Origin of the sequence: Paucibacter sp. PLA-PC-4, assembly GCF_026241155.1 — a bacterium.
In the GTDB taxonomy this organism is placed as follows: Bacteria; Pseudomonadota; Gammaproteobacteria; order Burkholderiales; family Burkholderiaceae_C; genus Roseateles_E.
On the sequence record NZ_JAPFGP010000011.1, the window covers coordinates 118,396 to 143,142 of the forward strand.

Here is a 24,747-nt window from a genome sequence, read left to right on the forward strand (position 1 = left end):
CGAATGGACGTGTGCATGCGCTCGCCACCGGTAGGGGAGAGTGAGCGGCAGAATCGGTGCCGCTGTAATGTGGAAGACAGGAAAAGCTAGGGAGCTCTGGGCGCGTTCATTCGAGCGCATCCACTGAACTGGCCTTGCGGCGGAGCTGGAACTTCTGGATCTTTCCTGTCGCCGTTTTGGGTAGCGCTTCGAATCGAACCTCGCGCGGAATCTTGTATTTCGCGAGCATCGTTTTGCAGTGAGCTATCAGTTCTTCGGCCGTGGCCGCGGCACCGGGCCGCAATTCGACGAATGCCAATGGCGTCTCGCCCCATCGGGCGTCGGGTTTTGCGACGACAGCACACGACAGGACTGCCGGATGGCGATAAAGAACGTCCTCGACTTCGATGGAGCTGATGTTCTCCCCACCTGAAATGATCACGTCCTTGCTGCGATCACGAATCTTGACGTAGCCATCGGGTTCGAGCACCGCAAGGTCACCTGTATGAAACCAGCCGCCGTCAAAGGCGCTTCGGGTGCCAGCCTCATTTTTCAGGTAGCCCTTCATGACGATGTTTCCTCGAAACATGATCTCGCCAATGGTTTCGCCGTCGGCAGGCACCTCCTGTAGCGTGAGCGGGTCGCGCACTGTCATGCTTTCTTGCAGGGGGGAGCGAACGCCCTGCCGTCCATTCAAGCGAACCTGCTCGCTCAGGCTGGCCCGCTCCCAGGAGGGCTTCTTGGAAGATACGGCTGCGGGTCCGTAAACCTCCGTAAGTCCGTAGACGTGGATTAACTCGATACCAAGTCGACCCATTCCCTCGAACATGGCGGCAGGCGGCGCGGAGCCCGCCACCATCGCTCGGACCTTGTGCTCGATCTTGGGCCGGTCTTCAGCCGGCGTTGCGATCAAGAGGTTGTGCACGATCGGCGCCGCGCTGTAGTGACCGACGCTGTGATCTTGTATGGCCGCGAAGATCGCCTTGGCCTCCGCTTTGCGTAGACACACCTGCACCCCACCCAGAAGCGCCATCGTCCAGGGGAAGCACCAACCGTTGCAGTGAAACATCGGCAACGTCCAGAGGTAGCGCGCGAAGTGGGGCATCGTCCAGACCGTGACGTTGCACACCGCGTTCAGGTACGCCCCGCGATGATGTGTCACAACGCCCTTCGGATCGCCGGTCGTGCCCGAGGTATAGCTGACGGCGATCGCGTCCCACTCGTCGACAGGTCCTTGCAGCCTGGTAATCGGCGCGTGAGCTGCCAGAAGCGGCTCGTATGCATACTGGCCGACGCACTCATGCGGGCCTGCATACTCGGGATCGCTTACGTCGATCACGATCGGCGTGCGCGCATGAACCTGCCTGAGTGTGGCCAGCGCTTGCCGAATCACCGGGGCAAACTCGCTGTCGGTGATCAGCACCTTCGTCTCGCAGTGATTCATCTGCCAAGCAAGCAGCTCTGCGTCGAGCCGGGTGTTCAGCGTGTTGAGTACCGCATTGATGCCTGGCACCGCGTAGTGCGCCTCGATCATCTCGGGTGTGTTGGCGAGCATGACGCTGACCGTATCGCCCCTTCGGACGCCGAACTCGCACAGCGCAGCAGCGAGCCGGGCGGAACGGTCCCTGCATTGGGACCAAGTAAAACGACGATCGCCATGAATCACGGCAGGCATTTCGCCGAAGACCTCGGCGCTTCGCTCGACGAAACTCGTCGGCGACAGTGGCGCGAAGTTGGCGCCATTCCGGTCGAGTCCCTGCTCATAGATGTTCATCGCGAATCCTCGGTTGCAAACAAGACCAAATTGGCCAAGGGGGAGCAGCACCTTTACAGGGTGCCGTCGACATTTGACATACGCAACGTATGTGAGAATGTTAGTTCACATACGCTGCGCATGTCAATTAACATACGTGGCGTAGGTAAATTAGAGGACTTCATGGCACAGAAACGTTCGGACAAGATCTTGGAGACCCGCGCGAAGCTGATCAAAGCAGCAAGGGAAGCCTTCGCCACACAGGGATTCGCAGACAGTTCAATGGACGTGTTGACCGCCCAGGCGGGGCTCACGCGCGGCGCCCTGTACCACCACTTTGGCGACAAGAAGGGCTTGCTTCAGGCGGTGATCGCGCAGATCGATGCAGAGATGACAGCCCGGCTAACCGCTATCGTCGAAAAAGCAGAGACGAACTGGGATGGCTTCATCGACGAAAGCATTGGCTACATCCAGATGGCGCTCGAGCCAGAGATCCAGCGCATCGTGTTCCTTGACGGGCCAGCGGTGCTCGGGGACCCTTCTCGCTGGCCCAGCCAGAACTCTTGCATCATGAGCACGCAGCGCAGCATCGAGAAACTCATTGAGGAGAAGACAATCCGGCCCGTAGATGCCCCGGCCACTGCTCGCCTGATCATGGGCGCGTTGCTCGGGGCGTCGCTGTGGATTGCCAACGCAGAGGATCCGCACGTAGCCTCCCAGAAAGCGGTCGACGGCTTTCGGACTCTGGCATCGGGCTTGCGTCTGCCTGCGCTCTAGGCAAGGCGATCTGACGCCAACCTTCAACCTTCATTGATGGAGATGGACAGCGCCAGTACTCCTGCGCGCAAGGGCTTCGCAGCGTTGATGCCGTCGACCCTCGCCAATTTCCAACCCGGAGGCAGCTGCCTGCATCTCTGCGTCCGGGCCTCCGTGGCACAGCTCCGCAGTCATGGCTTGGAAGACGACTTCTCCGTTCATGTCGAACTCCCACAGTACCGGGCGGCTGGGCGCTCGCTGTCGACAGCTTGTGCTATCGGTGCTTCAGCACCTGAAGAGGCGCCGACGGAACCCGTTTGCGGTAACGTAGGCCGGAGAAGCGCAAACAATCTGCTGGATGGAAACCGGGCGCACTTTTTGAGCAACGGCCTAACTGGGCACCATTCATAGTGCGGGACGGCAACCTGCTCACTGGGCTATTGGCGATTTCGGTCATGGTCTCCCATCTAGTTGAGGGTCGACAGGATGCGCTCTCGAGGCACTACATCCACATGTCAGCAGGCTTGTGATGGGCTTGAGCTGGGTCCCAAAGTCAGGTTCCAGAAACTTCTGCCAACTCACGGATCCGGTCACTTCCGGTCATTGGCCAAGGTCCGCTAGCGTCGCTGCAATCAGGTCGGCAGAGTGCTACCCGAGGCCAGCCTCTTCAAATCGCGCACCATGTGCAAGCTCGGTGGTTTGAGCAGCCGTGCCAATCAGATTCGGCCCAGCGATGGCGCCAAGCGCGGCCCCTTCCGGGGGCGGCGCTGGTGTGATTCAGAACGCATGGCCGGCGCTTCGCACCGTGCGGATGATCATCTCGTTGACGTCCACGTCCTTCGGCTGGTCGATCGCGTAGAGCACCGCATTGGCGATCGCGTTGGTTTCGAGGGCGATATGCCGGGAACGCCGCGCTTGTTTCCAAGCCCATGACATCCAATGCCAGGGCCGACAGAAGATTCGACAAGACGGACTTCCTCTATATCGCACGCGCCGACGAATATCAGTGCCCAGCGGGTCAGCGAGCCATCGACCGCTATATCAGCGACGACAGGGGGCTACAGATACGCACCTACTGGGCGAGTGCTTGCCCTGCTTGCCCGATGAAGGCGCAATGCACCATGGGAGAGAACCGGCGCATCAGGAGATGGGAACACGAGGCCGTCAGGGACAGGGTGCAGCAACGGTTGGATCGAATGCCAAGGGCAATGACGGTACGCAAGAGCACCATTGAGCATGTTTTCGGCACTCTCAAACATTGGATGGGCTGGACGCACTTCCTGATGCGCGGGATCCGGAACGTGGCGGCGGAGATGAGCCTGAGCGTGTTGGCCTACAACTTCAAACGTGTCCTCAGCATCCTTTGCTTCGAGCGGACCAAAAAGGCGATGCGACTGCTGGGTGCTTAGGCACCGTTTACGGTCAATGAGGTGCCAAGGCGCGCTTCACAGCGGCCCTCGGAATCGCCAAATCGCCCTGTCCGCGCCAATCGATCCGAATTACGTGTCGAAGTCCGAAAGCTCGGGCCGGCGTCACAGCGTCACAGTCTTCCGGTGCGTTATCACACGGCCTCCAGCGTAAGGAGCCAGTCGCCGTCGGCGCACGTACGCACGGAGATCGTCACCAAGCCGACCTTCGGAACGGCGGTCGGTGCCGCGTTGATCGGCAGGAAAGCGACGGACAGCAGCCGTTCGCACACCCGCTGGACGGTACCGCCTGATCTACGACCGGTCCCTGCCGGCGCGAAGGGCTCGACTCGACGCTGAAGCGACGTCCGCGGCCCAAGATAGGCCGCCCCAAAGCGGCCGGTCGGGTCGTGCTGCCTTGCGCAAATACGCCGGTTGCCGATCGGCGCGATGCTCGATGCTGACGGCTTGGTACCTTCAGCCACGGCTCGCCTCCTCACTCCCCCGCAGGGCCTGACCTTTGCCGTCCTCAAAGCTGCGGATGCAGTGACGCGAGGCGATGCCAAGAATGAGTCCTCGTCGCTCACTTCAGGCTTCCCGTGACGTCCATCTCAAGGCAGCGAGCCCTCTGCGCAATATGGGCCTGTGTCATGCTCTCGACGAGCGGCTGCTCCCTGCTCGATCCCTACGTGCGGGCCAAGGAGGTCGATGCGCTTGATGGTGCCGCCGCGTCCGGCCTGCCTGAGGAGAGGCTCGCCAGGAACTCTGCGCTGGCCAAGGCGATCACGGCAACAGCGGCTCAACGCAAGGCCTACTACGACGCTGTCAGCGACCGCGCGAAGCTGCGCAATGGTCTGCCACTGCTGCTCGTGCCTCTTGGTGCGATGGCGCTCTACAAGGGTGTGGCCAGCGATGGGGGCGAATCCACGAGAAGGCTATTGCTCAAGGAAGGACTCATCGGTGGCACGGCGTATGGCCTGGGCGGCTACTACACATCCACGGCGCGCGAACAGATCTATCTGGCCGGTGCGAAATCCCTGTCTTGCAGTATCTATGCAATGACGCCATACAGCCTGCCGGGCGAGGTCGAGGATCGGCTGAGCATTACCGCGCTTCAGCGGGACTTCGAGGCGGCCGGCGCACTCGAGGCGGCTACAGCTGATGTCCGCGCGATCAAGGACAAGACGCCCGCCCAGGAATCGACCGTCCATGCGCAGCTCCAAACATTCCTGACACGCAGCGACGCGTCGCTTGCCGCCGCCCGACTGGCCTACCAGCAGGCGGCCTCGACGCAGAGCAGTCTCACTAGTGCTGCGGCCAACTTACGGGCAGCGACCGAGAGCGTCATTGCAGAGGTGAACTTGCAACTCAGCACGCTCGAGCCGGACCTCTCCGCAATCCTGACGCTCGTTGACAGTTTGCCAACCAACGCTCAACGGCTGGTGCCTGGTGGCAAGTTCTCGCGGACTGCAGCGCCGGGCGAGGTGAAGGCACCAGCAATCGGCGTCGCGGGGGACGAAAATTCGGTGGCCATCCAGACGCTCAGTCGACGCATCCAAGAGATCGATGTCCGCACAGCCTCATTGCGGTTCGCGCTCGACCAGGTCGCACAGGGGATCAAGTCGGTGCCACCGTTGCCCTCCTGCCAGGTCGCGGCCAGGCAGGACGAACTCAGCGTGTCACCGAGCGGCACGGTGCGCATCGCGCCGGGTGAGACCCAGCAGATCGTCATCAGAAGTTCAGCAGGCATTCCCAGTGTTGAGTGGGCCGGTGCGGTCCATCCAGACATTGTCCTGACCAAGACCGTGGCCGGCGAGACCATGCTGGCGCAGGTGAACTACAAGAAGGCCGTGACAGGCATTACCGAGATGACCATCGAAGCGGCGACGCGAACCAGCAAGAAGCAGATCCCGATCGAACTCACTGCACCGTCAGCACCAGCCTCTGCTGCATCCACCGCAGGCGATGCTGCGGCGGCCCAGGCGGATAGCGCAGCTGCTGTGAAGGCCGAGGTGAAGAAGAAGGCGCAGGCTGGCGCCCCCCAGACCACGGCGCCAACGGTGACGCTAGCGCTCAAGGATCCCCCCACCATACCCGCAGTCGTCGCCGTGCAGCCTAACCCGGCCGCCTCGACGCCAGCAGCCACCGTCACAGCGCCCGGCATCTTAGCGCCGCGCAATTCCTTCGAGAAGTCGCTGCTGCAAGGGGAGCGCCTGAAAACCTACCAGCTCAAGTTGAAGGTCCCGACAACCGGCGTGTTTGATGCCGCTACCCGAGAAGAGATCAGCAAATGGAAGAAGGCAAGGGACCTGCCTGCCGACGGCACGCTGTCCGAGGCGATCGGAAAAGAGATTCTGAAGTGATTTCATGGCGATCCGCGTCTGGAACCAAAGCATCGACCCCGCTCAGTCCCTGGCGGGCACGTTGACCTGCGTGACGCACATGGGCAGCGCGCAGCGCTGGATCGCTATCACGGCGGCCCACGTCGTCGCGCCGCTCGTGGCGCCCGGCGCTGCCTCGCCGAGTTCGGGTGACGTCATTGTGCTGGAGGACGGCGCGACCCGGTATGCCGGAAAGCTTTGGTTCTGGTGCGACCTGCAACGGCAGGCCGACGGATTCAGCAACGAGTACGACGCGGCACTCATTGAGCTGTCTAGCGCTGATGCGCGGGCGATCGCCGGGGCGCTGAAACAACCTGCCAACTGTGCGTCTCTGCCCGACAGCACTGACCTCTCCTTCGACGGCATCAGCAGCGGCCGGGTAAACGGTCGATTTGACGGCCTGCGCGCCAGCGATCCTCTGCTGTATGGCGTGCTTGGCGGCACGTTTTCCGCAGTCACCTTCAAGGACAGCCTGCGCGCTTCCCTGCACGCACAACCGGGCGACAGTGGCGCCATGCTCACCAACGGCACGTCCGCCGTCGGTATGCTTATTGGCGCTGAAGGCGTTTTCAGCCGCTTGCTGGCTCTCGAGCCGCTGATGCGCACCTTCAAGCTTGACTGGGTGAACGGCCTGGGCGCACCCTCGACCGTGGCGCCGCCGATCGCAACGGTAGGCGTTCCTGCCGAGATCGTGGGCGACCGAACCCGGGCCGCCGATGTGCTTGCACGCACGCTCTGGGGAGAGGCTCGCGGGGAGAAGCTCGCGGGACTGCGGGCCGTGGCGGCGGTCATCCTCAACCGGGCGACGCATCGCCGGGTGCACTGGTGGGGGAACTCCATCGTTGGCGTCTGCCGGGCACCAATGCAGTTCTCGTGTTGGAACGGCAATGACCCCAACCTGCCCAAACTGCTGGCGGTGACCTCCAGCGACACGCGCTTCAAGATCTGCGGCGATGTCGCTGAAGAAGCGCTAGACGGGCTGCTGGCAACGGATTGCAAGCTGGGTGCGACGCACTATCACACCAAGTCCATCCTGCCCCGATGGGCGACCGGCAAGGTGCCGTGTGCCGACATCGGCAACCACCTGTTCTACAACAATATCGAATAGCGAGATCTCCATGAGCACGGTCATCGACATCACGATCGGACTGTCATTGGTCTTTGCGCTGGTTGCGTTGATCTGCACCGGCCTGCAGGAATGGTTGGCGTCGGCCCTGAACCTGCGGGGCAAGACTCTATGGGAAGGCGTGCAGAGCATGCTGCTGGCCAACGCGAAAGCGGACGATGCGGGTTGTCAACTGGGCCTGGCCATCCGCTTGCACCCGCTCATTCAAGGCACGGTTGCCGACAAGTTCGGCCCGATCGAGCTGTTCCGCTGGCTTGCTGGGTTTCGCCAACCGACTGCGGACGCGGGCAACCAAAAGCCCAGCTACATGGAAGCCGGCACCTTCGCGAACGCGCTGGCCGATTCGATTGGCCAGCAATGGAAGGGAGGCTCCCGGCGTTTCGATGACTTGGGCACGGCCGTCGCGATGATGCCGGACGGCGAACTGAAGGTGCTGCTTCAGAAGATGGTGCTGGAGGCGCAGGGTGATCCAGCCAAGGTGCGTGCCGCCATCGAGGCGTGGTACGACAACACCATGAAGCGCGTCAGTGGCTGGTACAAGCGCCGTGTCCAGGTCCTGTTGATCGCACTCGGCTTGCTCGTCGCAGGGGGCATGAACATCGATGCCATCCACATCGCCACCAGCCTGGCGACGCAACCCGCACTTCGTTCCTCCTTGGCCGATCGTGCGGTCGAAGCCGCCAAAGCTGAGGAAGTCGCTAGAGCGGAGAAGGCGGCCGCCACTTCGTTCTCGGCTTCAGCCGCCATGGCACCGGAGGCCGAGCTGCAGCGCCGGCGTGCGGATCTCCAAGCCGCCACCAAGGACCTGCAGGACCTGAACCTGCCCATCGGCTGGTCTGGTGGCCGTCCGGTCACGGGCGTTTTCGATGGCTTTTCGATGGTTGTGGGCTGGATGCTCACCGCGCTTGCGGCATCGTTCGGCGCGCCGTTCTGGTTCGACCTGATCGGCCGGCTATCTCCGCTGCGCGCCTCCGGCGCGAAGGCCGCGGCGCCGCAGCAGCCCGACGCGGCTGCTGACCTCGCCGCCAGCAAGGCCTCCGCCAGCCCACAGGGCGCCAGCGCCATGCCCAACCCGGCATCGCCTACGTCCCCGCCTGGTTCCGCCGTGCCGTTCCGCGGGGCCCTGAATACCTTTGAAGCCACGGGCATTAGCGATGGTGAACTACTGCAGGTCAAGAAGACGCTGGGGGTCACGGGCCCAAACGCGCTGACTCCGATCATCGACCAGGCGCTGCGAGACTTGATCAAGCAAAGGCAAGAGGCTCAAAAGTGGCCAGCAACCGGCGAGCTGAGCGCACGATGGGTCCAGGCGCTGCTGACCGGGCAAGCTGGTGCGAACGCTGCGGCCGGTTCACCGACATAGTGCGGCGTGAGAACCACCTGGCTTCGGTGCGCGTTCGGACAGATAGCTCACGTGGCGCATCCCGTGTGGCACTCACCCGGCAGGGCGAGCGTCGCCTTTTATGTCAAACCTTTAGCGCCTGCTCTCTGGCGGTCTGCTCGAGCGCCGCCAAGTTCTGCTCCGGATGGGTAAGGTGAGCTCGCAGCCTTAGGACCCGGTAGTTCGAGCCCGGCCAGGCCGAACGGCAGCTCTCGGCGCAGTCCGCGAACTGGAGGTCACGACGCCAGGCAGTCGCTCAGCAGTGCAAACTGGACGGTAGCGAAGTGCCCGAAGCTGCCTGGTCACTCTGGAAAGTTGAGTAGCCTGGCCGACTCGAGGCGTCTCCTCGTCGCGTCGGTCGGCTGGCCTGGTGTCCGGTTTCATTGGCGGTAGTCCTCCTCCGAGGTTTTGTAACCAGCCTGCACCGCAGAATAAGCTAGAACTTCTCGGCCGAACGGTCCACTGTGGAAGCCGTCGTTCGTCGCCCTAGCTTCACTACCACTGGAATGCCTGCGCCAGGGTGTTGCAGCAATCGATGAATAACCCCGTAGACCAGCGCGCTGACCGCAATCGAGTCCAGTGCCGGCACCGCTGTCAATGCCAGTCCCCAGCGCGGTGCCAGCGCTGCCCAGGTGCTGCCGACCGCCCAGGCGATCAGTGCGTCGGCCCGCCAGCGCGCTGCGGTGGCCGCCCCACTTGGGGCCAGCACCGCATGGACGAGGTAGATGCCGGCAACCGGCGGAATGCATACTCCCAGCCACAGCAGATAGGGCACCAGCAGCTCGCCGATGCCGGCCAGGCCCAACACCGTGCCGACGAGACCGGCAACCAGGGTCAACTGCCAGGGTGGCTGGCCTGGTCTTAGGGTGCTGCCGATCAGGGAGGCCGCGTAGAGGTTGAAACTGTTGGTGGACCAAGCGGTCAACGCGACGATCAATAGCGCCGGCACGCCCAGGCCGAGGGTCAACATGATGCGCACCAGGTCCTTGTCCCCACTGGCCAGGCTGGGCAGGCCGGCCAAGGTCAGCACCAGAGGAAAGCCCAGGCCATAGGCCAGCGCACAGGCCAAGGCCGCACGGCGGGGCGACTTGGCGAAGCGGCAGATGTCGGGTGACAGCACTGCCCCGACCATCAGCCCACCGGCCACCATCGATACGCCCAGGCCCATAGGCATGACGGTGGCCGGCACGAAAGACCAGACCGGGGAGAGGCCACCGCGCAGCGCGGCGATGAAGGTCCAGACCAGCAGCAGCAATTTCAGCGGTGTGGTCACGGCCGACAGCAGATCGAGCGCCCGAAAGCCGACCATCGCCGTCAACGTGGTCAGCACGCAACCTCCCAGGGCCAAGGCCCAGATCGGCGCGCTCGCCAGGGCCGGGCTGACAGAGGCCAGCGCATGACCGAACATCATCGCCACCACGCCGTACCAGCCGAGGATGCTCAGGCCCAGCACACCATTGGCTAGCCGTGCCCCATGGCCGCCAAAGGCATCGGTGATCAGCTCGTAGGTGGTCTTGCGCGTGTGCGCGCCAGCGGCACCGGCCAGGGCCGCGATCAGCGCCAGGATGGCACCGCCAACCAGGCTGGACTGGATCGCGCGGACGGCACCGAGCGCGTGGCTCAGCTCGGCGCCCATCACGAAGGCCGGCAGGGCGATCATCACCGCCAGCAGGATCAGCACGATGCGCCAGGCGCTGACGCGGGGGGCGTTTATCAAGGTTTGCTGCATGGGTCAGCGGTCCATCACCGTTTGCTCGACCGGCTTGTAGTCGTGGTCGTAGCCGAAGTAGCGGGGGCCGACCAGGGCGATGGCCTGCGGTGTGCGCCAGGCCGGTACGCAGGGCAGGCCCAACACTGCAGCGCGCAGGCCGAAGCGGGCCTGCTCCGCAGTGATTGGCTCCCCGGTTTCTAGGTCGACCAGCACGATCAGGTCCGGTGTGGTGCACAGCACGGCGTCGTCAGTGCGCGCCATCAAAAACTCGTTCTGGAACAGCAGCTGCAGGCGCTGGCCGGCGTAGTCGTCGAGACCCTGCAGCTGGGCCACGCCGCGGCCGAAGCGGCCGTCCGTCGTGCGCTGCACATCGGAGAGCTTGCCTTTGAACAGGCAGAAGCCCTCGGTCACGCGCACCAGCTCAGCCACCGGGTCGAGGTGCCGGGCGCGCGCATCGAACAATGCCTGGCCGGCCCGCTGCGTCATCGTGATCGAGCCGTGCACCAGGGCCTTGCGCGCCTGCGCCGCCGTCATCGGGTAGATGGCCATGCAGCAGGAGCCGCCCATGTCCATCGTGATGCTGCGCACAAAGCGTTCGGTGAAGGCGTTGCTGATCGTGTTCATCGTCAACGCATTGCCCTTCTCGTCGGCCAGGGCCAGCGGACTGGCCGCAATGCCCTGAAGCGTGCACAGCGTCATCTGGATCTCGGGGAAGGCGCGGCCCATCGTGTCGCCATCGACCAGGGGCAGGCCGGTGGCGCTTGCGATGCTGAACGGGATCGTCGAGTTCAGCCCGCCGACCTCGATCGACATCACGGCCTTGGCCTTCTTGCCCAGCAGCGCTTCGAGACTGCGCAGCGCGGCGATCATCGGGCCGATCTCGGGCAGTTTTTCCAGCATCACGGCCGGTGCGCCGGCCATGGCCACCGGCACGATCAGGTCGTCGTCGTCAAGCTCGTCGATGTCGATCAGCCGCACGGGCCCGTGCTCGCGGATCGCGCGCTGCGCCAGCAACTTGCCGAGATAGGGGTCACCGCCGCCACCGGTGCCGTAGACCGCGCCACCGATGGCGATGGCCTCCATGTCTGTTGCTTCGATCAGGGTCATGCCGCAGTTCCAGTCGCAGTTTCGTTCAGGTCGCCGATCACGCGCACGCGGATGCGGGTGGCGTTGCCGCCGATGTAGGCCAGCGGCACTTCCTCGACGTCGAGTAGGGTCAGGGTTTGCGGGTTGGCACCGGCCTGCACCGCCTTCTGTTCGGCATCAGCGCGCACCTGGGCAATCGCCTGTTCACGCGTCAGGCCGTCTTCCAGGCGCACCACACGGTCGATCTCACCGCTGACCTGGGCCATCGCCGCGCCGACCGCATTGGCCACGCCGAAGTGGGGCGGAATCGTCACGACCGCGTCGCCGACGCGCTCGCGCAGCAAGATGCTGCCGCCGCCAACGACGACCACCGGCAGCACCGCCGCCGAGGTGCGCATGCGTTCGACCGCATTGAAGACCATCTGCTGCAGCCGGATATGGCAACGCTGCACAGCATCAGCAGCCAGATGCGCCACCTTGGCCGCATCGCCCACGGTGGCGACGCCCGCCGCGACGGCGATGTCGGTGGCCGTCAAGGTGCGGCCGCCGAACACCAGGGCCTCGGTGTGAATGTTGTAGCCGACGCTGCGCGGACCCAAGGTCGTCATGTCGGCATTGACCAGCGAGCCGCCACCCAGGCCGATGCTGTAGGCATCAGGCATGCGGAAGTTGGTGCGCACGCCGCCAACCTCGACCGCAATGCCGGCCTGGCGCGGAAAGCCCGCCTGCAGCACGCCGACATCCGAGGTCGTTCCGCCGATGTCCACCACGATGGCGTCGCTCAGCCCCGACAGAAAGGCCGCGCCGCGCATCGAGTTGGTCGGCCCGGAGGCTACGGTCAAGATGGGGAAGCGCGCAGCCTGCTCGGCACTCATCAAGGTGCCGTCGTTCTGCGTCAGGTAGAACGGCGCGCTGATGCCGCTGTCTTGCAGCGCCTGCTCGAAGGCGGCCACCACGTCCAGGCCCAGCGGGCCGAGGCAGGCATTCAGGATCGCCGCGTTCTCGCGCTCGAGCAGGCCGATGCGGCCGATTTGCGAGGACAGGGTGATGCGCGCGTCGGGCATCACCTCGCGCACCAGCGCCGCGGCCACATGTTCCTGCGCATCGTTGATAAAGGAGAACGCGCCGGAGATGGCCACGTCGCGCAGGCCGAGGGCCGCGAACTCTTGCGCGAAGCCACGGATCTGCTCGGGCTGCAAAGTGCCCAGCTCGCGGCCGTCGAATTCATAGCCGCCCTGGGCCAGGCGCCAATGCATAGGTACGGCGGCCAACATGTCTTCGGGCCAGGCCGAGGTGGGCGGCAGGCCGCTGGTGGCCGGCAGGCCCAGGCGGATCATGCCCACTGGCGCTAGGCGCCGGCGCTCGACCAGCGCATTGGTGAAATGCGTCGTGCCTATCATCACTGCGCCGATGCTGGCGCGTTCGATGGCGGCACCGGCCACCACCTCGTTCAGCGCATTGACCACGCCGCTCATCACATCGGCGGTGGTGGCCGTCTTCAGCCCGAAGAGCACCTCGCTGCCGCGCATCACCACGGCGTCGGTGTTGGTGCCACCGACGTCAATTCCCACTCGAATCATGGCGCGCCCCTCACAAGCGGAACTTGGCTTCAAGGCCGACCGTGCGGCCGGTGGCCAGCGAGCCGATGTCGTAGGGCAGGCCGCTGTAGCGGCTGGCGTTGTAGTCGGCGTAGTAGCGCTTGTTGCCCAGATTGCGGCCGACCAGGGTGACCGACCAGCGGTCCTTGGCGTCGCGCACGCCGATGCGCAGGCCCAACAGATCGAGCGCCGGTGACACGGCCATGTTGTCCGGGTGCCAGTACTTCTTGTCGCGATGCTCGTAGTCGGCGCGTAGCAGGCCTTCCAGGCCATTGCCCAGCGGCTGGGTGTACTGCGCGCCGAAGTTGATCTTGAAGGGCACGGTCTTCGGCGTGTGATTGCCCACCGTGGCCGGCTCGGCCGTGCTGCGGCGGATGCTGCTGTGGGTGACGCCCAGACCGCCGTCGAACTCCAGCCCCTTCATCGGCAGGAAGCGGAAGTCCAGATCCAGTCCCTTCAGCGCAACCGAGTCGATATTGGTGATGACTTGGGAGCTGGTGGCGATGTCCACCTTGAAGAACTGGAAGTCCTTCGAGCGCGAGACAAACAGCGCGGCGTTGAACAGGAATCGGCCGTCCAGCAGGATCGTTTTCGCGCCAACCTCGGCATTGCTCAAGGTCTCGGCCTTGAAGTCGGGGATGCCCGGCGCGTTGAAACCGCCGGAGCGAAAGCCTGTGCTCAGGGTGGCGTAGGCCAGCGTGTCGCGGCTGAACTTTTGCGTCAGCGTGAACTTGGGCTGCCATTTGGAATAAGTGGCCGAGCGCACCGCGCCGTTGAGCACATTGGTCTGCTCGCGCTGGTCACGGTCATAGCGCAACGCGCTGGACAGGGTCAGCTGCTTGCTGAAGTCCACATCGACCTGGCCGAACAGGGCCGAGGCGCGGTTGTGGTTGGACTCCTGCTGATGGACGATGGTCTTGCCGGCGTCATCCCACTGGCCGGTCGAGCTATCGACATCGATGAAGGCGCGTGTTTCCAGATCGCGCTTGGTGTCCAGATAATAAAGGCCGCCAATCCAGCGCACGGCCTGGTCGTCCGGCGAGGTCAGGCGCAGCTCCTGGCTGGCCATGCGAACGCCCAGGTTCTGGCCCTGACCGGCCTGGAAGCCCAGGCCCAGAAAGCCCCCGGGCGAGTCGGTCGGGTTGGAGAAATCGACGTCGCCGCGGTAGCGCTCGGTCAGCTTGGTGTAGCTGGTGATGGACGTCAGGGTGCCGACACTCAGCTCGTACTGGACCTTGGCGCTGAGCTCATCGGTATGGCCCTCGGTGCTGCCCAGGATGTTGGCGCGCGGTGCCACGATAGTGGCTGGATTGCGGTCGGCGACGATGCTATCCCAGGTCGCCCCGGCGGCATAGTCGATCAGATTGGCGCGCAGGTCGATCTGCAGGTCGGCATTGGGTTTGAGCAGCAGCTTGGCCCGCAGCGAGTTGTCGTGGCCGACGGCATCGACCTTGGCCCCGCTGTAGGTGTTGGTGATCAGACCGTCGCTGCTTTTGGTTTGCGCTACGACGCGAAACAGCGCCGTGTCCGGCACCAGCGCGCCGCTGACACCGCCCGACAATTCGCGCGCGCCTCCATTGCCCAGCTCCGCGCCGACAAAGCCTTCCAGCTTGTTGCCCGGTGCCTTGGTCTCGATATTGATCGCCCCGCCGATGGCGTTGCGGCCGTACAGCGCGCCCTGCGGGCCCTTCAGCACCTCAATCCGTTCGATGTCGAACAGGTTCATCTTCAGCTGCTTCTGGTTGTTCTGTGGCACGCCATCGACCACCACCGCCACCGGCGAGTCGGCGTTGTTGATCTGGGTCACGCCGCGCAGCACGATGAAGGAATTGCCGTAGGTGAAAGAGTTGTCAAATGACATGTTCGGCGTCAGGTTTACGAAGTCCTGTGTGCTACCGATGCCCATGCTCTCGATCTGCTTGGACGAGAAGGCTTTCACCGAAGCCGGAACGTCTTGCAGGCGCTCAAGCCGACGCTGCGCCGTGACCACCACCGTCTCCAGCTTGGGCGCTGCATCGGCGGCGGCAGGCGGCTCGCTGCCTTGGCTCCAGGCCGAGGTGGTGGTGAGCAGGGCCAGCGCAGCTAAGCTGACAGGCTTTAGCCGGTGGCGGGCTTGCGGTGAGCACTTCATGCAAGAGTCCTTCGAAGTTGGCATTGGGGTGAATGAAGTCTGGGCGAGGCAGACCGCTTGGGCAACGGATCCGGCGGGGGGCACGCCTGGCAAAAACGGGGGATGGGGCAAACCCGGCCGCATGAGGCCGGGCTACTACCGAGGGTGCCATGCACAATCAATCGGCATGACATCGCCCGCCGACCCCGCCCTGCGCTTTGAACCGATCGTGCATGTCGATGAGGCCTTGTGGCGTCAGCGCGTGATCGATCGGCTGCTCAACGCCGCCCCCAGCTCCGCCCGGCTGACTCTGCTCAGCGCCCCGGCCGGCTTCGGCAAGACCACGGTGCTGGCACAACTGGCCGACTACAGGCGCGGCGAGGGCAGCCAGGTCGCCTGGCTGAACTGCGACGAGCGCGACAAGGACCCGGTGCTGTTCGCCGAGAACCTGCAGGCCGCGCTGGGCCGCTGCAAGCTGGACCAGGCTGCCAGCCAGTCCTGTGCATTGCGCCTGGCCGAGCTGCGCGAGCCGCTGCTGATCTGCATCGACGACTACGAATGCGCGTCCAGCGTCGCCGTGGACGGCATCGTAGAGGACTTGGTGCTGGCCGCGCCGCCCCATATCAGTATCGTGCTGGCCAGCCGTGAAGCTCCTCACCAACATCTGACCCGGCTGCAGCTGGCCGGCAAGGTGCGCCTGGTCGATGCCGAGCTGCTGCGCTTCACCCGCGACGAGTCTGTGCTGTTGCTGTGCGACGCCCTGCCCGAGACCGCCGCGCAGCAGGTCGCCGCCTATGCCGATGGCTGGCCGTTCGCGCTGCAACTGGCCCGGCTGCGCGCCAGCGGCGGCGCGGCGACGACCGACTGGACGGTCGATGCGCGGGCGAAGATTCCGCGCCGCCAGATCTTCGATTACCTGGCCGAAGAGGTGCTGGCCACCTTGCCGGTGGCGATGCTCGAGTTTCTGGGCGATGTGGCGGTGCTCGACACCGTCGATGTGGCCAGCGCCAATGCCTTGCGTGGCCGCGACGACAGCCTGGCCCTGATCCAGCAACTGGCGCGCATCAAGCCGATTGCCGTGGTCGAGGAAGCGCCCTGGTCGGCGCGGCTACACCCGTTGCTGCGCGACTATCTGATCGATGCCGCCGAGCTGGATTCACCGGGGCGCATGGCCGGCCTGCACCTGCGTGCGGCCCGCCACCTGGCCGAGCGCGGCCATCTCCACGAGGCGGTAGCCCATGCGGTGGCCGGTGGCCGGCTGGACATGGGGGCCGACCTGATCGAGGAAGCAGGCGGTTTTCTGCTCGTTGCGAACGAGGGTGCGGTGCGCTCACGGCTGCTCCTGCAGCAACTGCCCGAGGCAACGATACGCAAGCGGCCGCGGCTGCGCCTGCTGCAACTGGTGCAGCAGGTGCTGGAGGCCGACCCGGCCAGCGCGGCGCTGGAGTTCGAGCGGCTGGAGCAGCAGATCCGCGACGCCGACACGGCGGCCGACGACCCCGCACGGTTTGATCTGGAGGTGTCGCGCTGCATGATGCAGATGAACCCGGCCGAGCACCACCTGCGCTTCTCGCCCTGGTCGGTGCTGGACCAGGCGCGGCAGCTGGCACGCGCCCATGCCGCGCAGGACCAGCGGCCACTGGGCTGCACCGTGCCGATCGAGATCTTTTTTCTGCACCGCTACGGCCCGGTCGATCGCTGCGAGCGCCGTATCCGCGAGGTCGAGGCGGTGTTCGCCAGCGGTGCCTACACCTACAACAGCCCTTGGATCTGGACCTACCACGCACGCAGCGCCCTGGCCCGCGGCGACTTGGCGCAGGCCGAGCGCGACATACGCCAGTCGCTGCAGCAAGACGCCAATTTCCTCAACTTCCGCCAGGGCTCGCTGAGCCGCCTGGTCAGCAGCCTGCTGGGTCATATCGCCCGGCTGCGCGGCGAGACCGAGGCCGCACTGGAACATTTCTCGGCCATGGCACCGTGGGCACCGACGCGGCTTCTGGAGGTGCTGCACGCCGGCCATGTCGAGACCGCGCTGTGCGAGTTCGCGCTGGGCCATGCGGATCGCGCAATGGAACTGCTGGAGGGCGCCCGCCACCTGGCTTTCGAGGAAAACCTGCCGCATCTGGAGATGCTGGCCGGGGCGGCGCAAGTGCAATTGCTGGCACGCCTGGGCGACTTGGCCGGTGCGCAGGCGCTGGCCGAGCGCGTCAAGCTCGACGAGCTGTGGGCCCTGGCCCAGGAGCCCTTTGCGCTCCCCTGGATCTCGGTCGAGGCGCTGGCGCGGGCCAGCTTCTTTGTGAGGATGGGGCAGGGCGATGCGGCGGCGGCTGAGACGACGGCCACGGCCCTGCTGGGCCTGGCCAGGCGCTCCGGCCATCGCCTCGGCGAGCTGTGCGCGCAGCTGATGGCGGCCCGCGCGCGCGAGGCGCTGGGCGATGCCGCAGGCGCCCAGCGCGCTTTGCTGCAGGCCTTGGCCCTGGGCGCGCACAGCGGCGCCATTCAGCCCTTTCTGGACTTCGGTGCCGAGCTGATCGCGCAGGTCCGCGTCTGGCTTTCAGGGGCCCCCGTGACCGCCCAAATGCTCGAGCTGCCATGGGCCCAGGCACTGGTGCACACCTGGGAGCAGCGCTTTCGCAGCCGTGCTCTGGGTGATGCCGCCAGCCCGCTGACGCCACGCGAGGTTGACGTGCTGTGCGAACTCGCCAAGGACCACACAACTAAGCTGATTGCCAAGAACCTGCTGCTGTCCCCAGAAACCGTTAAGCATCACTTGAAGGCGATCTTCTCCAAGTTGAACGTGCGCACGCGAGAGGATGCAATTCTGGAGGCTAGGCGGCGAACGTTGATGCCATGAGGGCAAGACATCCAGTCTCCACGGAAACTCGCCGGCACCCAACGACTGGTCTTCATTCAGCACTACATCCCCAGCTACGACGAGTTCTCCGACGACAAGAAGACCACATTCGGCGCCTGAGGCCCGCGCCAATTCGGTGGGTCGCCAGATGACAAGGTCCGCCGCGTCGGGGCGAAGTGTCGGGTGACTGCAATGGGCAGAGGCTGTGTGAAACCCCCCTCACACCTGCGGTGCTGAATCTGTAGAGTTCTTAGACATATCGAGTTCGGGAGTCGATATGTCGAGGTTCATCGAAGGGCAGGAACGAACGCAGGTGACGCTGGTGCCGGAGTGCTTGGACGACTTCATTGCGCAGGACAATCCGGTGCGGGTTGTTGAAGCGTTTGTCGCTGAGCTTGACCTGGTGAAGCTGGAATTCGCGGGAGCGACGCCAGCGTTGACGGGACGGCCATCGTATGACCCGGCGGTGCTGCTGAAGATCTACATCTATGGCTATCTCAACCGCGTGCAGTCGAGCCGGCGCCTAGAGCGCGAATGCCAGCGCAACGTGGAGCTGATGTGGTTGACGGGTCGCTTGGCGGCGGACCTTAAGACGATTGCAGACTTCAGGCGTGACAAGGGCCAGGGCATTCGCAAGGTGTGTGCCGGCGCTTCGTTGAACTGTGTCGCGAGCTCAAGCTGTTCTCGCAAGCGCTGGTGGCGATCGATGGGAGCAAGTTCAAGGCGGTCAACAGCCGTGATCGCAACTTCTCGATGGGCAAGATCGACAAGCGCCAAGAGCAGGTCGAGCAGAACGTTCAACGCTATCTGGATGCCTTGGAGACAGCGGATCGCACGCAGCCCCCAGAGGTGGAAGCCAGGACACCGCGGCTGAAGGGCAAGATCGAGTGGCTGCGCCAGCAGATGCGCCAACTCGACGAGATCAAACAGCAACTCGGCACAAGCCCGATGGGCAACTGTCATTGACGGACCCGGACGCACGCTCGATGAGCTCGAGAGGCAAGGCCACCGGGGTGGTGGGCTACAACGTGCAGGCGGCAGTGGATGCCAAGCACCACCTGATCGTGACGCACGAAGTCACGAACATCGGCAACGAGCGTGCGCAACTGAGTCCGGTCGCGCAGGCGGCCAAGAAGGCCATGGGCCAGGTCACGCTGCAGGCCGTTGCTGATCGGGGTTACTACAGCGGGCAGCAGATCAAAGACTGCGACGATGCGGGCATCACGGTCATGTTGCCCAAGCCCATGACCTCAGGCGCCAGGGCTGAAGGCCGCTTCGACAAGGCGGACTTCGTCTACATCGCCAGCGATAACGAGTACCGCTGCCCGGCGGGGCAGCGTGCGATCTACCGGTTCAGCCGCCTGGAGGGGGGTCTGCTGATGCACCGCTACTGGAGCAGTGCGTGCGGGCAATGCCCGATGAAAGCCCAATGCACGCCCAGCCAACATCGGCGCATCTCACGCTGGGAGCATGAGTCGGTGCTGGAAGCCGTACAGCAGCGCCTGGATCGCAACCCCGATGCCATGAAGGTACGCAAGCGCACAGTCGAACACGTCTTCGGCACGCCCAAGCACTGGATGGGCTCGACGCACTTCTTAACGAGGAGGCTGGCCAACGTTGGCACGGAGATGAGCTTGCACGTGCTGGCCTACAACATCAAACGAGTGATGGGCATCCTGGGGATCGAACAGTTGATAACCGCCATGCGGTTGATCAGGGCTTGATGCAGTCCTTTTGCGCGCTCAGTAGCCACATCAGATGCGCCAAGCCAGGTGACGCAGTTCTGATTGGCAAAGGTATATCGCCGTCCATACGGCCCGAAACGGACCTCTGGGCACCGCGCGCGGCAGCCTCATTCGCCCAATTCCTGTCAGATTGAGTTCTCACACGGCCTCGGCACATTCCTGACTGTCGTCATCGAATCGGCGGCAGCTCCGCCACCTACTGCTGACTTCCACGTTGCTGATCGCATCGTCGGTGATGGCGGTCAGGGGACGATTGTTTTTGATTCGCTGAGCCGCAACCAGGAGCCACTTTGGCTTGTGCCGCGACCCCTTCGATGGACCGCTCCACCTGGAAGCGGCCGTTCGCAGCATCCAGCCCGACAGGTCCAGCGCCTTCGCGGTCGAGCATCTCCACCGACGGCGCTGACCCGTTGCAGACGCCTGGAGCCGCAGTTTCACTGACCTAAAGCCGTTCGTCGGCACCGAAGTGACGAAATCCCTGAAGATTTGCTCGTTCACTTTCATACCCGCTCGAAACTGGTGGATAGGCTCGGGATCTCTGCAGTGGCCTTTCAACATTCGGCCATGAAGCGAGCTGAATTGACCATGGATTGCGCCTGCAACGCCGGATAGATGCTGGGACGTCAATTGCGCGCTGAAGCAGCGCTTTTGATACCGTCTATCAATAGATTCGACTGGACATTTGGTTCAGAAAATATCGATTTGATGGCGGGTGTCCCGCGGCGCTCGGGCCTCTAGACTGCGGTGGCCCTTCTCCGCGCCTGCGATGCTCCCCCCTCACACGATGCCATTTCATAACCCCGCGCTATTCGCCCGCAACGAGACGATGATGCGGTCGCTGCGCGATCTGCTGGGCTCTTATGGGCTGATCGATCAGCCTGACCAAATGAGTGGCTATGCGGCCGACTGGAGCGGCGTTTCGCCGGGCTTGCCATTGGCGGTGGCGCGGCCCGCCAGCACTGCCGAGGTGTCAGCGGTGGTGAGACTCTGCGCGGAACACGGTGTACCTGTCGTCCCCCAAGGAGGGATGACCGGCATGGCGGGCGGCGCAATGTCACTCGGTGGAGAACTGTTGCTGAATCTGTCGCGCATGAATCGGGTCGTCGATGTCGACTTGCTCAATCAGACGATGACGGTTGAGGCTGGATGCGTGCTGCAGCAGGTCAAGGACGCGGCGGCTGCGGCCGGTGCGTACTTTCCGCTTGCGCTCGGTGCGCAGGGCAGTTGCCAGATCGGCGGCAATCTTTCGACGAATGCCGGGGGTGTCAACGTACTGCGCTACGGCAACGCACGCAGCGCTGTCTTGGGGCTCGAGGTCGTTCTTGCTGACGGTGAAGTGCTGAATCTGATGCGGGGCCTGCGCAAGGACAACACCGGTTACGACCTCAAGCAGATGTTCATCGGTGCAGAAGGAACGCTCGGTGTGATCACGCGCGCTGTGCTTCAGCTCTATCCCATGACGCCTGCGAGTTCGACGGCGTGGATTGCCGTCGACAGCCCGAGCGCGGCTGTGGAGCTGCTTCGACATCTGCGCGCGCGGGTGGGCGAGAGGATCAGCTCGTTCGAATTGATCAGCCGCCCGATGCTTGAGTTGGTGTTGGCCCATCACCAACAGGGGCGGGACCCCCTGACTGAGCCGCACCCATGGTACGTGCTGACCGAATGGAGCGATTCGATGGCCTCGCTGGATCTGCGAGCGCAGATGGAGCATGTGCTCGGCGAGGCACTGGAGGCCGGCCTTGTGCGCGACGCGACAATCGCTGAAAGTCTGGCGCAAGTGGGCCAGTTCTGGTCGCTCCGCGAGCGTGTGACGGAGGCGCAACGCGCCGAAGGCGCTATCGTCAAGCACGACATCGCGCTGCCATTGTCCAAAGTGGCCCGCTTTCTCGATGACGCTGGTGCCTTCATTGCCGCAACCCTTGCGGGCGCGCGCGTGATCGTCTTCGGCCATGTTGGTGACGGCAACCTGCATTACAACGTGCTGCAGCCACGCGGCGCGGCTGCCAAGGACTTCGAGCTTGCGATGAAGGCGGTCAGCCGCCGCGTCTACGAGATGGTCTCCGAGCTTGGCGGCTCGATCTCTGCCGAGCATGGCCTGGGACAGTTGAAAGCGCAGCAGGTGTTCGCACTCAAAAGCAGGACCGAGCTCAGAGTCATGCAGGCGCTCAAACGAGCCCTCGACCCCCAGGACTTGATGAACCGCGGCAAATTGCTGCCTCATCCCACTGAACGCAATCCATGATCAATGCCATTTCGCTTGACCTGACCCAGGCAAACCTTCTGCAGACGCTGAACCTGATCGGCGGTCGCTGGCAGGCCGCGCAGGCAGCGCAAGAGTTTGAAGTGCTCGACCCGGCCGATGGCTCGGTTGTGGCGCGTGTGCCCGACAGTGCGGCCTGCGATGCAGAGGCGGCCGTCCAGGCCGCGCATACGGCGTTCCCCGCCTGGCGCGACATGCCCGCAAAAGAGCGCGCTCGGCTGCTCAAGCGCTGGCACGACCTGGTGATCGAGCACCAGGACGATCTCGGCCGACTACTGTCGCGCGAGCAAGGCAAACCCTGGACGGAGGCCCGCGGCGAAATCGCCTATGCAGCCAGCTATATCGAATGGTTTGCTGAGGAGGCGACACGCGCGAACGGCGACGTGATCCCGTCGCCGGTGTCAAGCCGTCAGATGCTGGTGATCAAGGAGCCGGCCGGGATTATTGCGGCGATCACACCGTGGAACTTCCCGGCCGCCATGATCGCGCGCAAGATCGCGCCGGCGCTGGCAGCCGGCTGCACTGTCGTCTGCAAGCCGGCTGAAGACGCGCCACTCAGCGCCCTGGCATTGGCGGGACTGGCCTTGTTGGCCGGCATCCCTGCCGGTGTGTTGAACGTGGTGACAGCCTCGCGCGAGCGCACCCCTGCCGTTGTCGACGTCTGGCTCGACGACGCTCGTGTGCGCAAGATCAGCTTCACGGGTTCGACGCCGGTGGGCCAGCATCTTGCGCGGCGCTCGGCCGACACCTTGAAGAAGCTGTCGCTGGAGCTGGGCGGCAATGCGCCCTTCATCGTGTTCGAGGACGCCGACATCGACGCTGCGGTCGAGGGTCTCATGGCTGCCAAGTTCCGCAACGCAGGCCAGACCTGTGTCAGCCCGAACCGAGTGTATGTGCACGAAGACGTCCACGATGCCTTCGCCGCGCAGTTGGCGCGCCGGGTCGGCGCGCTGATCGTCGGGCCAGCGCGACTCGCCGACTCGCAGATCGGGCCGATGATCAATCAACGCGCCGTCGAAAAAGTCGAGTCTCATCTGCACGACGCCTTGGCGCGCGGTGCGCGAGTACTGACCGGCGGACGGCGGCTAGATACATTGGGCCCCCGGTATATGGCACCCACCGTGCTCGTCAACGCGGACCCTTCCATGGCTTGCTGCGTCGAGGAAACTTTCGGTCCGCTGGTCGCTATCCAGCGCTTTGCCCACGAGGCTGAAGTGATTGCGCTGGCGAACGACACGCCGTATGGACTGGCGGCCTACTTCTATTCACAGGACGTTCGCAGGATCTGGCGTGTGACACGCGCTCTTGAGGTGGGCTTGGTCGGCATCAACGAGGGCGTGTTGACCTCGGAGGCTGCGCCGTTCGGCGGCGTCAAGGCTTCAGGCTATGGGCGCGAGGGCTCGGTACACGGCCTCGATGACTACATGCACCTGAAGTATGTGTGCCAAGGCGGTCTTGAGTGAACACGGCTTAAGTTTGATGCGGTAGTGGCGCCGGGGGCGCAGGCCCTCGGCGCCTGTTCCGTCAGTTCAAGTCGATGCCCAGCTTCTGCCCCAGCTTCTGGTATAGATTGAAGCTCACATTCACAAATTTCTCTGTCTCGGCGGGTGATATCACGCGGGGGATGCCGCCGTACGTGCCGTTGGCGGTGATCCAGCGGGGATCGGCAGCGGCTTTGTTGAGCACGTCGACCCAGCGCTTGACTGCCTCGGGCTCCATTCTGGCGGGTCCATAGAGCGCGCTCCAGCCGACCACGGCTTCCATGTCCGGGTGGCCTTCCTCGCTGGCCGTGGGGACGCTTGGAAACTGCTTGAGCCGTTCGGTGGTCGTCGTCACCAGCGCACGCAGCTTGCCACCCGAAATGTTGCCCGCCATGGAGCTCAGGTTGTTGCACGCGAAATCCACGTCCCGCGTCAGCACCGCCATGGCCACCTCGGAGCCGCCTTTGTACTGCACGCCAACAGCCGCATCGGGCTTGAGCTTTAGGCTTTGCAGCAGCACCTGGGGCGCGAAATTCTGGACCGTGGCCGGCCCTGAAGACGCATAGTTCAGCTTGCCTGGCTGCGCCTTCAGTGCCTTGCTCAGGTCAGACAGGGTCTTGTAGGGCGAGTCCGGGTGGACCACGCAAACGACCGGGTTGACCTCGAGCAGTCCGATGAACGTGAAGTCATTCCAGGCGTATTTCAGCGTCGCCGGCGGCTTCAACGCTGGAAGTATGGCCTGGGAGCCGACGCGAGCCAGCAGCAGGGTGTAGCCGTCCGGTGGTGCCGCGAGCACCGCCTGCGAGCCGATCGCGCCATTGGCACCGGGACGATTAACGATGACGATCGGCTGCTTGAGCAGTTCCTGGGCCGTGACCATCAGGTTGCGTGCGGACTGGTCCGCGTCGCCGCCTGCACTGAACGGCACGATGATGGAGACTGGCTTGACGGGATAGTTCTGGGTCTGGGCGTGGGCCGTTGCGGCTGTCAGTGCCAGCGCGCCGGCCAAACTGGGTCCGAGCACCTTCAGGGTGGGCGTGGTCTGCATCTTGTCTCCTGTTTTTTATGGGCGACGGTGCCCCCAGCCCGTCCAGATTTTTGCGGGGAGGCCAGCCCGGCC

At 64.2% G+C, this 24,747-nt stretch carries 17 protein-coding genes and 1 pseudogene; 9 read left to right on the plus strand and 9 right to left on the minus strand.

Annotated elements, in window-relative coordinates:
• Positions 1-106: 106 nt before the first annotated feature.
• Positions 107-1,753 (minus strand): acyl-CoA synthetase, encoded by a 1,647-nt coding sequence (locus tag OOZ63_RS17785; protein ID WP_266006932.1) that lies wholly within the window; start codon positions 1,751-1,753, stop codon positions 107-109.
• Positions 1,754-1,915: 162 nt separating this feature from the next.
• Between OOZ63_RS17785 and OOZ63_RS17790 the strand changes: the two genes are divergently transcribed.
• Positions 1,916-2,509 (plus strand): TetR/AcrR family transcriptional regulator, encoded by a 594-nt coding sequence (locus OOZ63_RS17790; RefSeq protein ID WP_266006933.1) that lies wholly within the window; start codon positions 1,916-1,918, stop codon positions 2,507-2,509.
• Positions 2,510-3,265: 756 nt separating this feature from the next.
• On the opposite strand, the gene OOZ63_RS17795 is transcribed toward OOZ63_RS17790, so the two are convergent.
• Positions 3,266-3,424, minus strand: a complete 159-nt coding sequence (locus tag OOZ63_RS17795) for a hypothetical protein (protein ID WP_266006934.1) — start codon at positions 3,422-3,424, stop codon at positions 3,266-3,268.
• On the opposite strand from OOZ63_RS17795, the gene OOZ63_RS17800 reads away from it, so the two are divergent.
• Positions 3,418-3,897, plus strand: coding sequence for a transposase (locus tag OOZ63_RS17800; RefSeq protein ID WP_416234748.1), 480 nt, complete (start codon positions 3,418-3,420; stop codon positions 3,895-3,897). The two genes, OOZ63_RS17795 and OOZ63_RS17800, sit on opposite strands and share 7 nt — an antisense overlap.
• A gap of 152 nt (positions 3,898-4,049) precedes the next feature.
• Here OOZ63_RS17800 and OOZ63_RS17805 read toward each other — a convergent pair whose 3' ends face one another.
• Positions 4,050-4,379: a hypothetical protein gene (locus OOZ63_RS17805; RefSeq protein WP_266006935.1), complete on the minus strand. Its 330-nt coding sequence runs from the start codon at positions 4,377-4,379 to the stop codon at positions 4,050-4,052.
• 165 nt (positions 4,380-4,544) lie between these two features.
• Here OOZ63_RS17805 and OOZ63_RS17810 point away from each other — a divergent pair, with 165 nt between their 5' ends.
• The 3 genes from OOZ63_RS17810 to OOZ63_RS17820 are packed head-to-tail and all read left to right on the plus strand — an operon-like array spanning position 4,545 to position 8,764.
• Positions 4,545-6,257, plus strand: coding sequence for a hypothetical protein (locus tag OOZ63_RS17810; RefSeq protein WP_266006936.1), 1,713 nt, complete (start codon positions 4,545-4,547; stop codon positions 6,255-6,257).
• Positions 6,258-6,261: 4 nt separating this feature from the next.
• Entirely contained in the window at positions 6,262-7,383 is a 1,122-nt protein-coding gene (locus OOZ63_RS17815) for a cell wall hydrolase (RefSeq protein ID WP_266006937.1), read from the plus strand.
• Between the two features lie 10 nt (positions 7,384-7,393).
• Positions 7,394-8,764, plus strand: a complete 1,371-nt coding sequence (locus OOZ63_RS17820) for a hypothetical protein (RefSeq protein WP_266006938.1) — start codon at positions 7,394-7,396, stop codon at positions 8,762-8,764.
• Between the two features lie 454 nt (positions 8,765-9,218).
• On the opposite strand, the gene OOZ63_RS17825 is transcribed toward OOZ63_RS17820, so the two are convergent.
• From OOZ63_RS17825 to OOZ63_RS17840, 4 genes are read right to left on the minus strand one after another with little or no spacing between them, the layout of a single operon-like run.
• Positions 9,219-10,499 (minus strand): cytosine permease, encoded by a 1,281-nt coding sequence (locus OOZ63_RS17825; protein WP_266006939.1) that lies wholly within the window; start codon positions 10,497-10,499, stop codon positions 9,219-9,221.
• 15 nt (positions 10,500-10,514) lie between these two features.
• Positions 10,515-11,600 (minus strand): DUF917 domain-containing protein, encoded by a 1,086-nt coding sequence (locus OOZ63_RS17830; RefSeq protein WP_266006940.1) that lies wholly within the window; start codon positions 11,598-11,600, stop codon positions 10,515-10,517.
• On the minus strand, positions 11,597-13,159 hold the full coding sequence (locus OOZ63_RS17835) for a hydantoinase/oxoprolinase family protein (RefSeq protein WP_266006941.1): 1,563 nt from the start codon (positions 13,157-13,159) through the stop codon (positions 11,597-11,599). The genes OOZ63_RS17830 and OOZ63_RS17835 overlap by 4 nt, the downstream gene beginning before the upstream one ends.
• A 10-nt stretch (positions 13,160-13,169) precedes the next feature.
• Positions 13,170-15,308 (minus strand): TonB-dependent receptor, encoded by a 2,139-nt coding sequence (locus tag OOZ63_RS17840; RefSeq protein ID WP_266006942.1) that lies wholly within the window; start codon positions 15,306-15,308, stop codon positions 13,170-13,172.
• A gap of 166 nt (positions 15,309-15,474) precedes the next feature.
• Here OOZ63_RS17840 and OOZ63_RS17845 point away from each other — a divergent pair, with 166 nt between their 5' ends.
• Positions 15,475-18,141 (plus strand): helix-turn-helix transcriptional regulator, encoded by a 2,667-nt coding sequence (locus tag OOZ63_RS17845; RefSeq protein ID WP_266006943.1) that lies wholly within the window; start codon positions 15,475-15,477, stop codon positions 18,139-18,141.
• Between the two features lie 277 nt (positions 18,142-18,418).
• A pseudogene (locus tag OOZ63_RS17850) lies at positions 18,419-19,865 on the plus strand (IS1182 family transposase).
• A gap of 159 nt (positions 19,866-20,024) precedes the next feature.
• Here OOZ63_RS17850 and OOZ63_RS17855 read toward each other — a convergent pair.
• Positions 20,025-20,390, minus strand: a complete 366-nt coding sequence (locus OOZ63_RS17855) for a hypothetical protein (protein ID WP_266006944.1) — start codon at positions 20,388-20,390, stop codon at positions 20,025-20,027.
• 280 nt (positions 20,391-20,670) lie between these two features.
• On the opposite strand from OOZ63_RS17855, the gene OOZ63_RS17860 reads away from it, so the two are divergent.
• Both OOZ63_RS17860 and OOZ63_RS17865 read left to right on the plus strand, forming a co-directional pair.
• Positions 20,671-22,128: an FAD-binding oxidoreductase gene (locus tag OOZ63_RS17860; protein WP_266006945.1), complete on the plus strand. Its 1,458-nt coding sequence runs from the start codon at positions 20,671-20,673 to the stop codon at positions 22,126-22,128.
• A complete protein-coding gene (locus OOZ63_RS17865) occupies positions 22,125-23,609 on the plus strand; it encodes an NAD-dependent succinate-semialdehyde dehydrogenase (protein ID WP_416234749.1) in 1,485 nt (494 codons plus the stop codon). Before OOZ63_RS17860 ends, OOZ63_RS17865 begins: the two co-directional genes overlap by 4 nt.
• Positions 23,610-23,670: 61 nt before the next feature.
• On the opposite strand, the gene OOZ63_RS17870 is transcribed toward OOZ63_RS17865, so the two are convergent.
• Entirely contained in the window at positions 23,671-24,675 is a 1,005-nt protein-coding gene (locus OOZ63_RS17870) for a tripartite tricarboxylate transporter substrate binding protein (protein ID WP_266006946.1), read from the minus strand.
• Positions 24,676-24,747 lie beyond the last annotated feature (72 nt).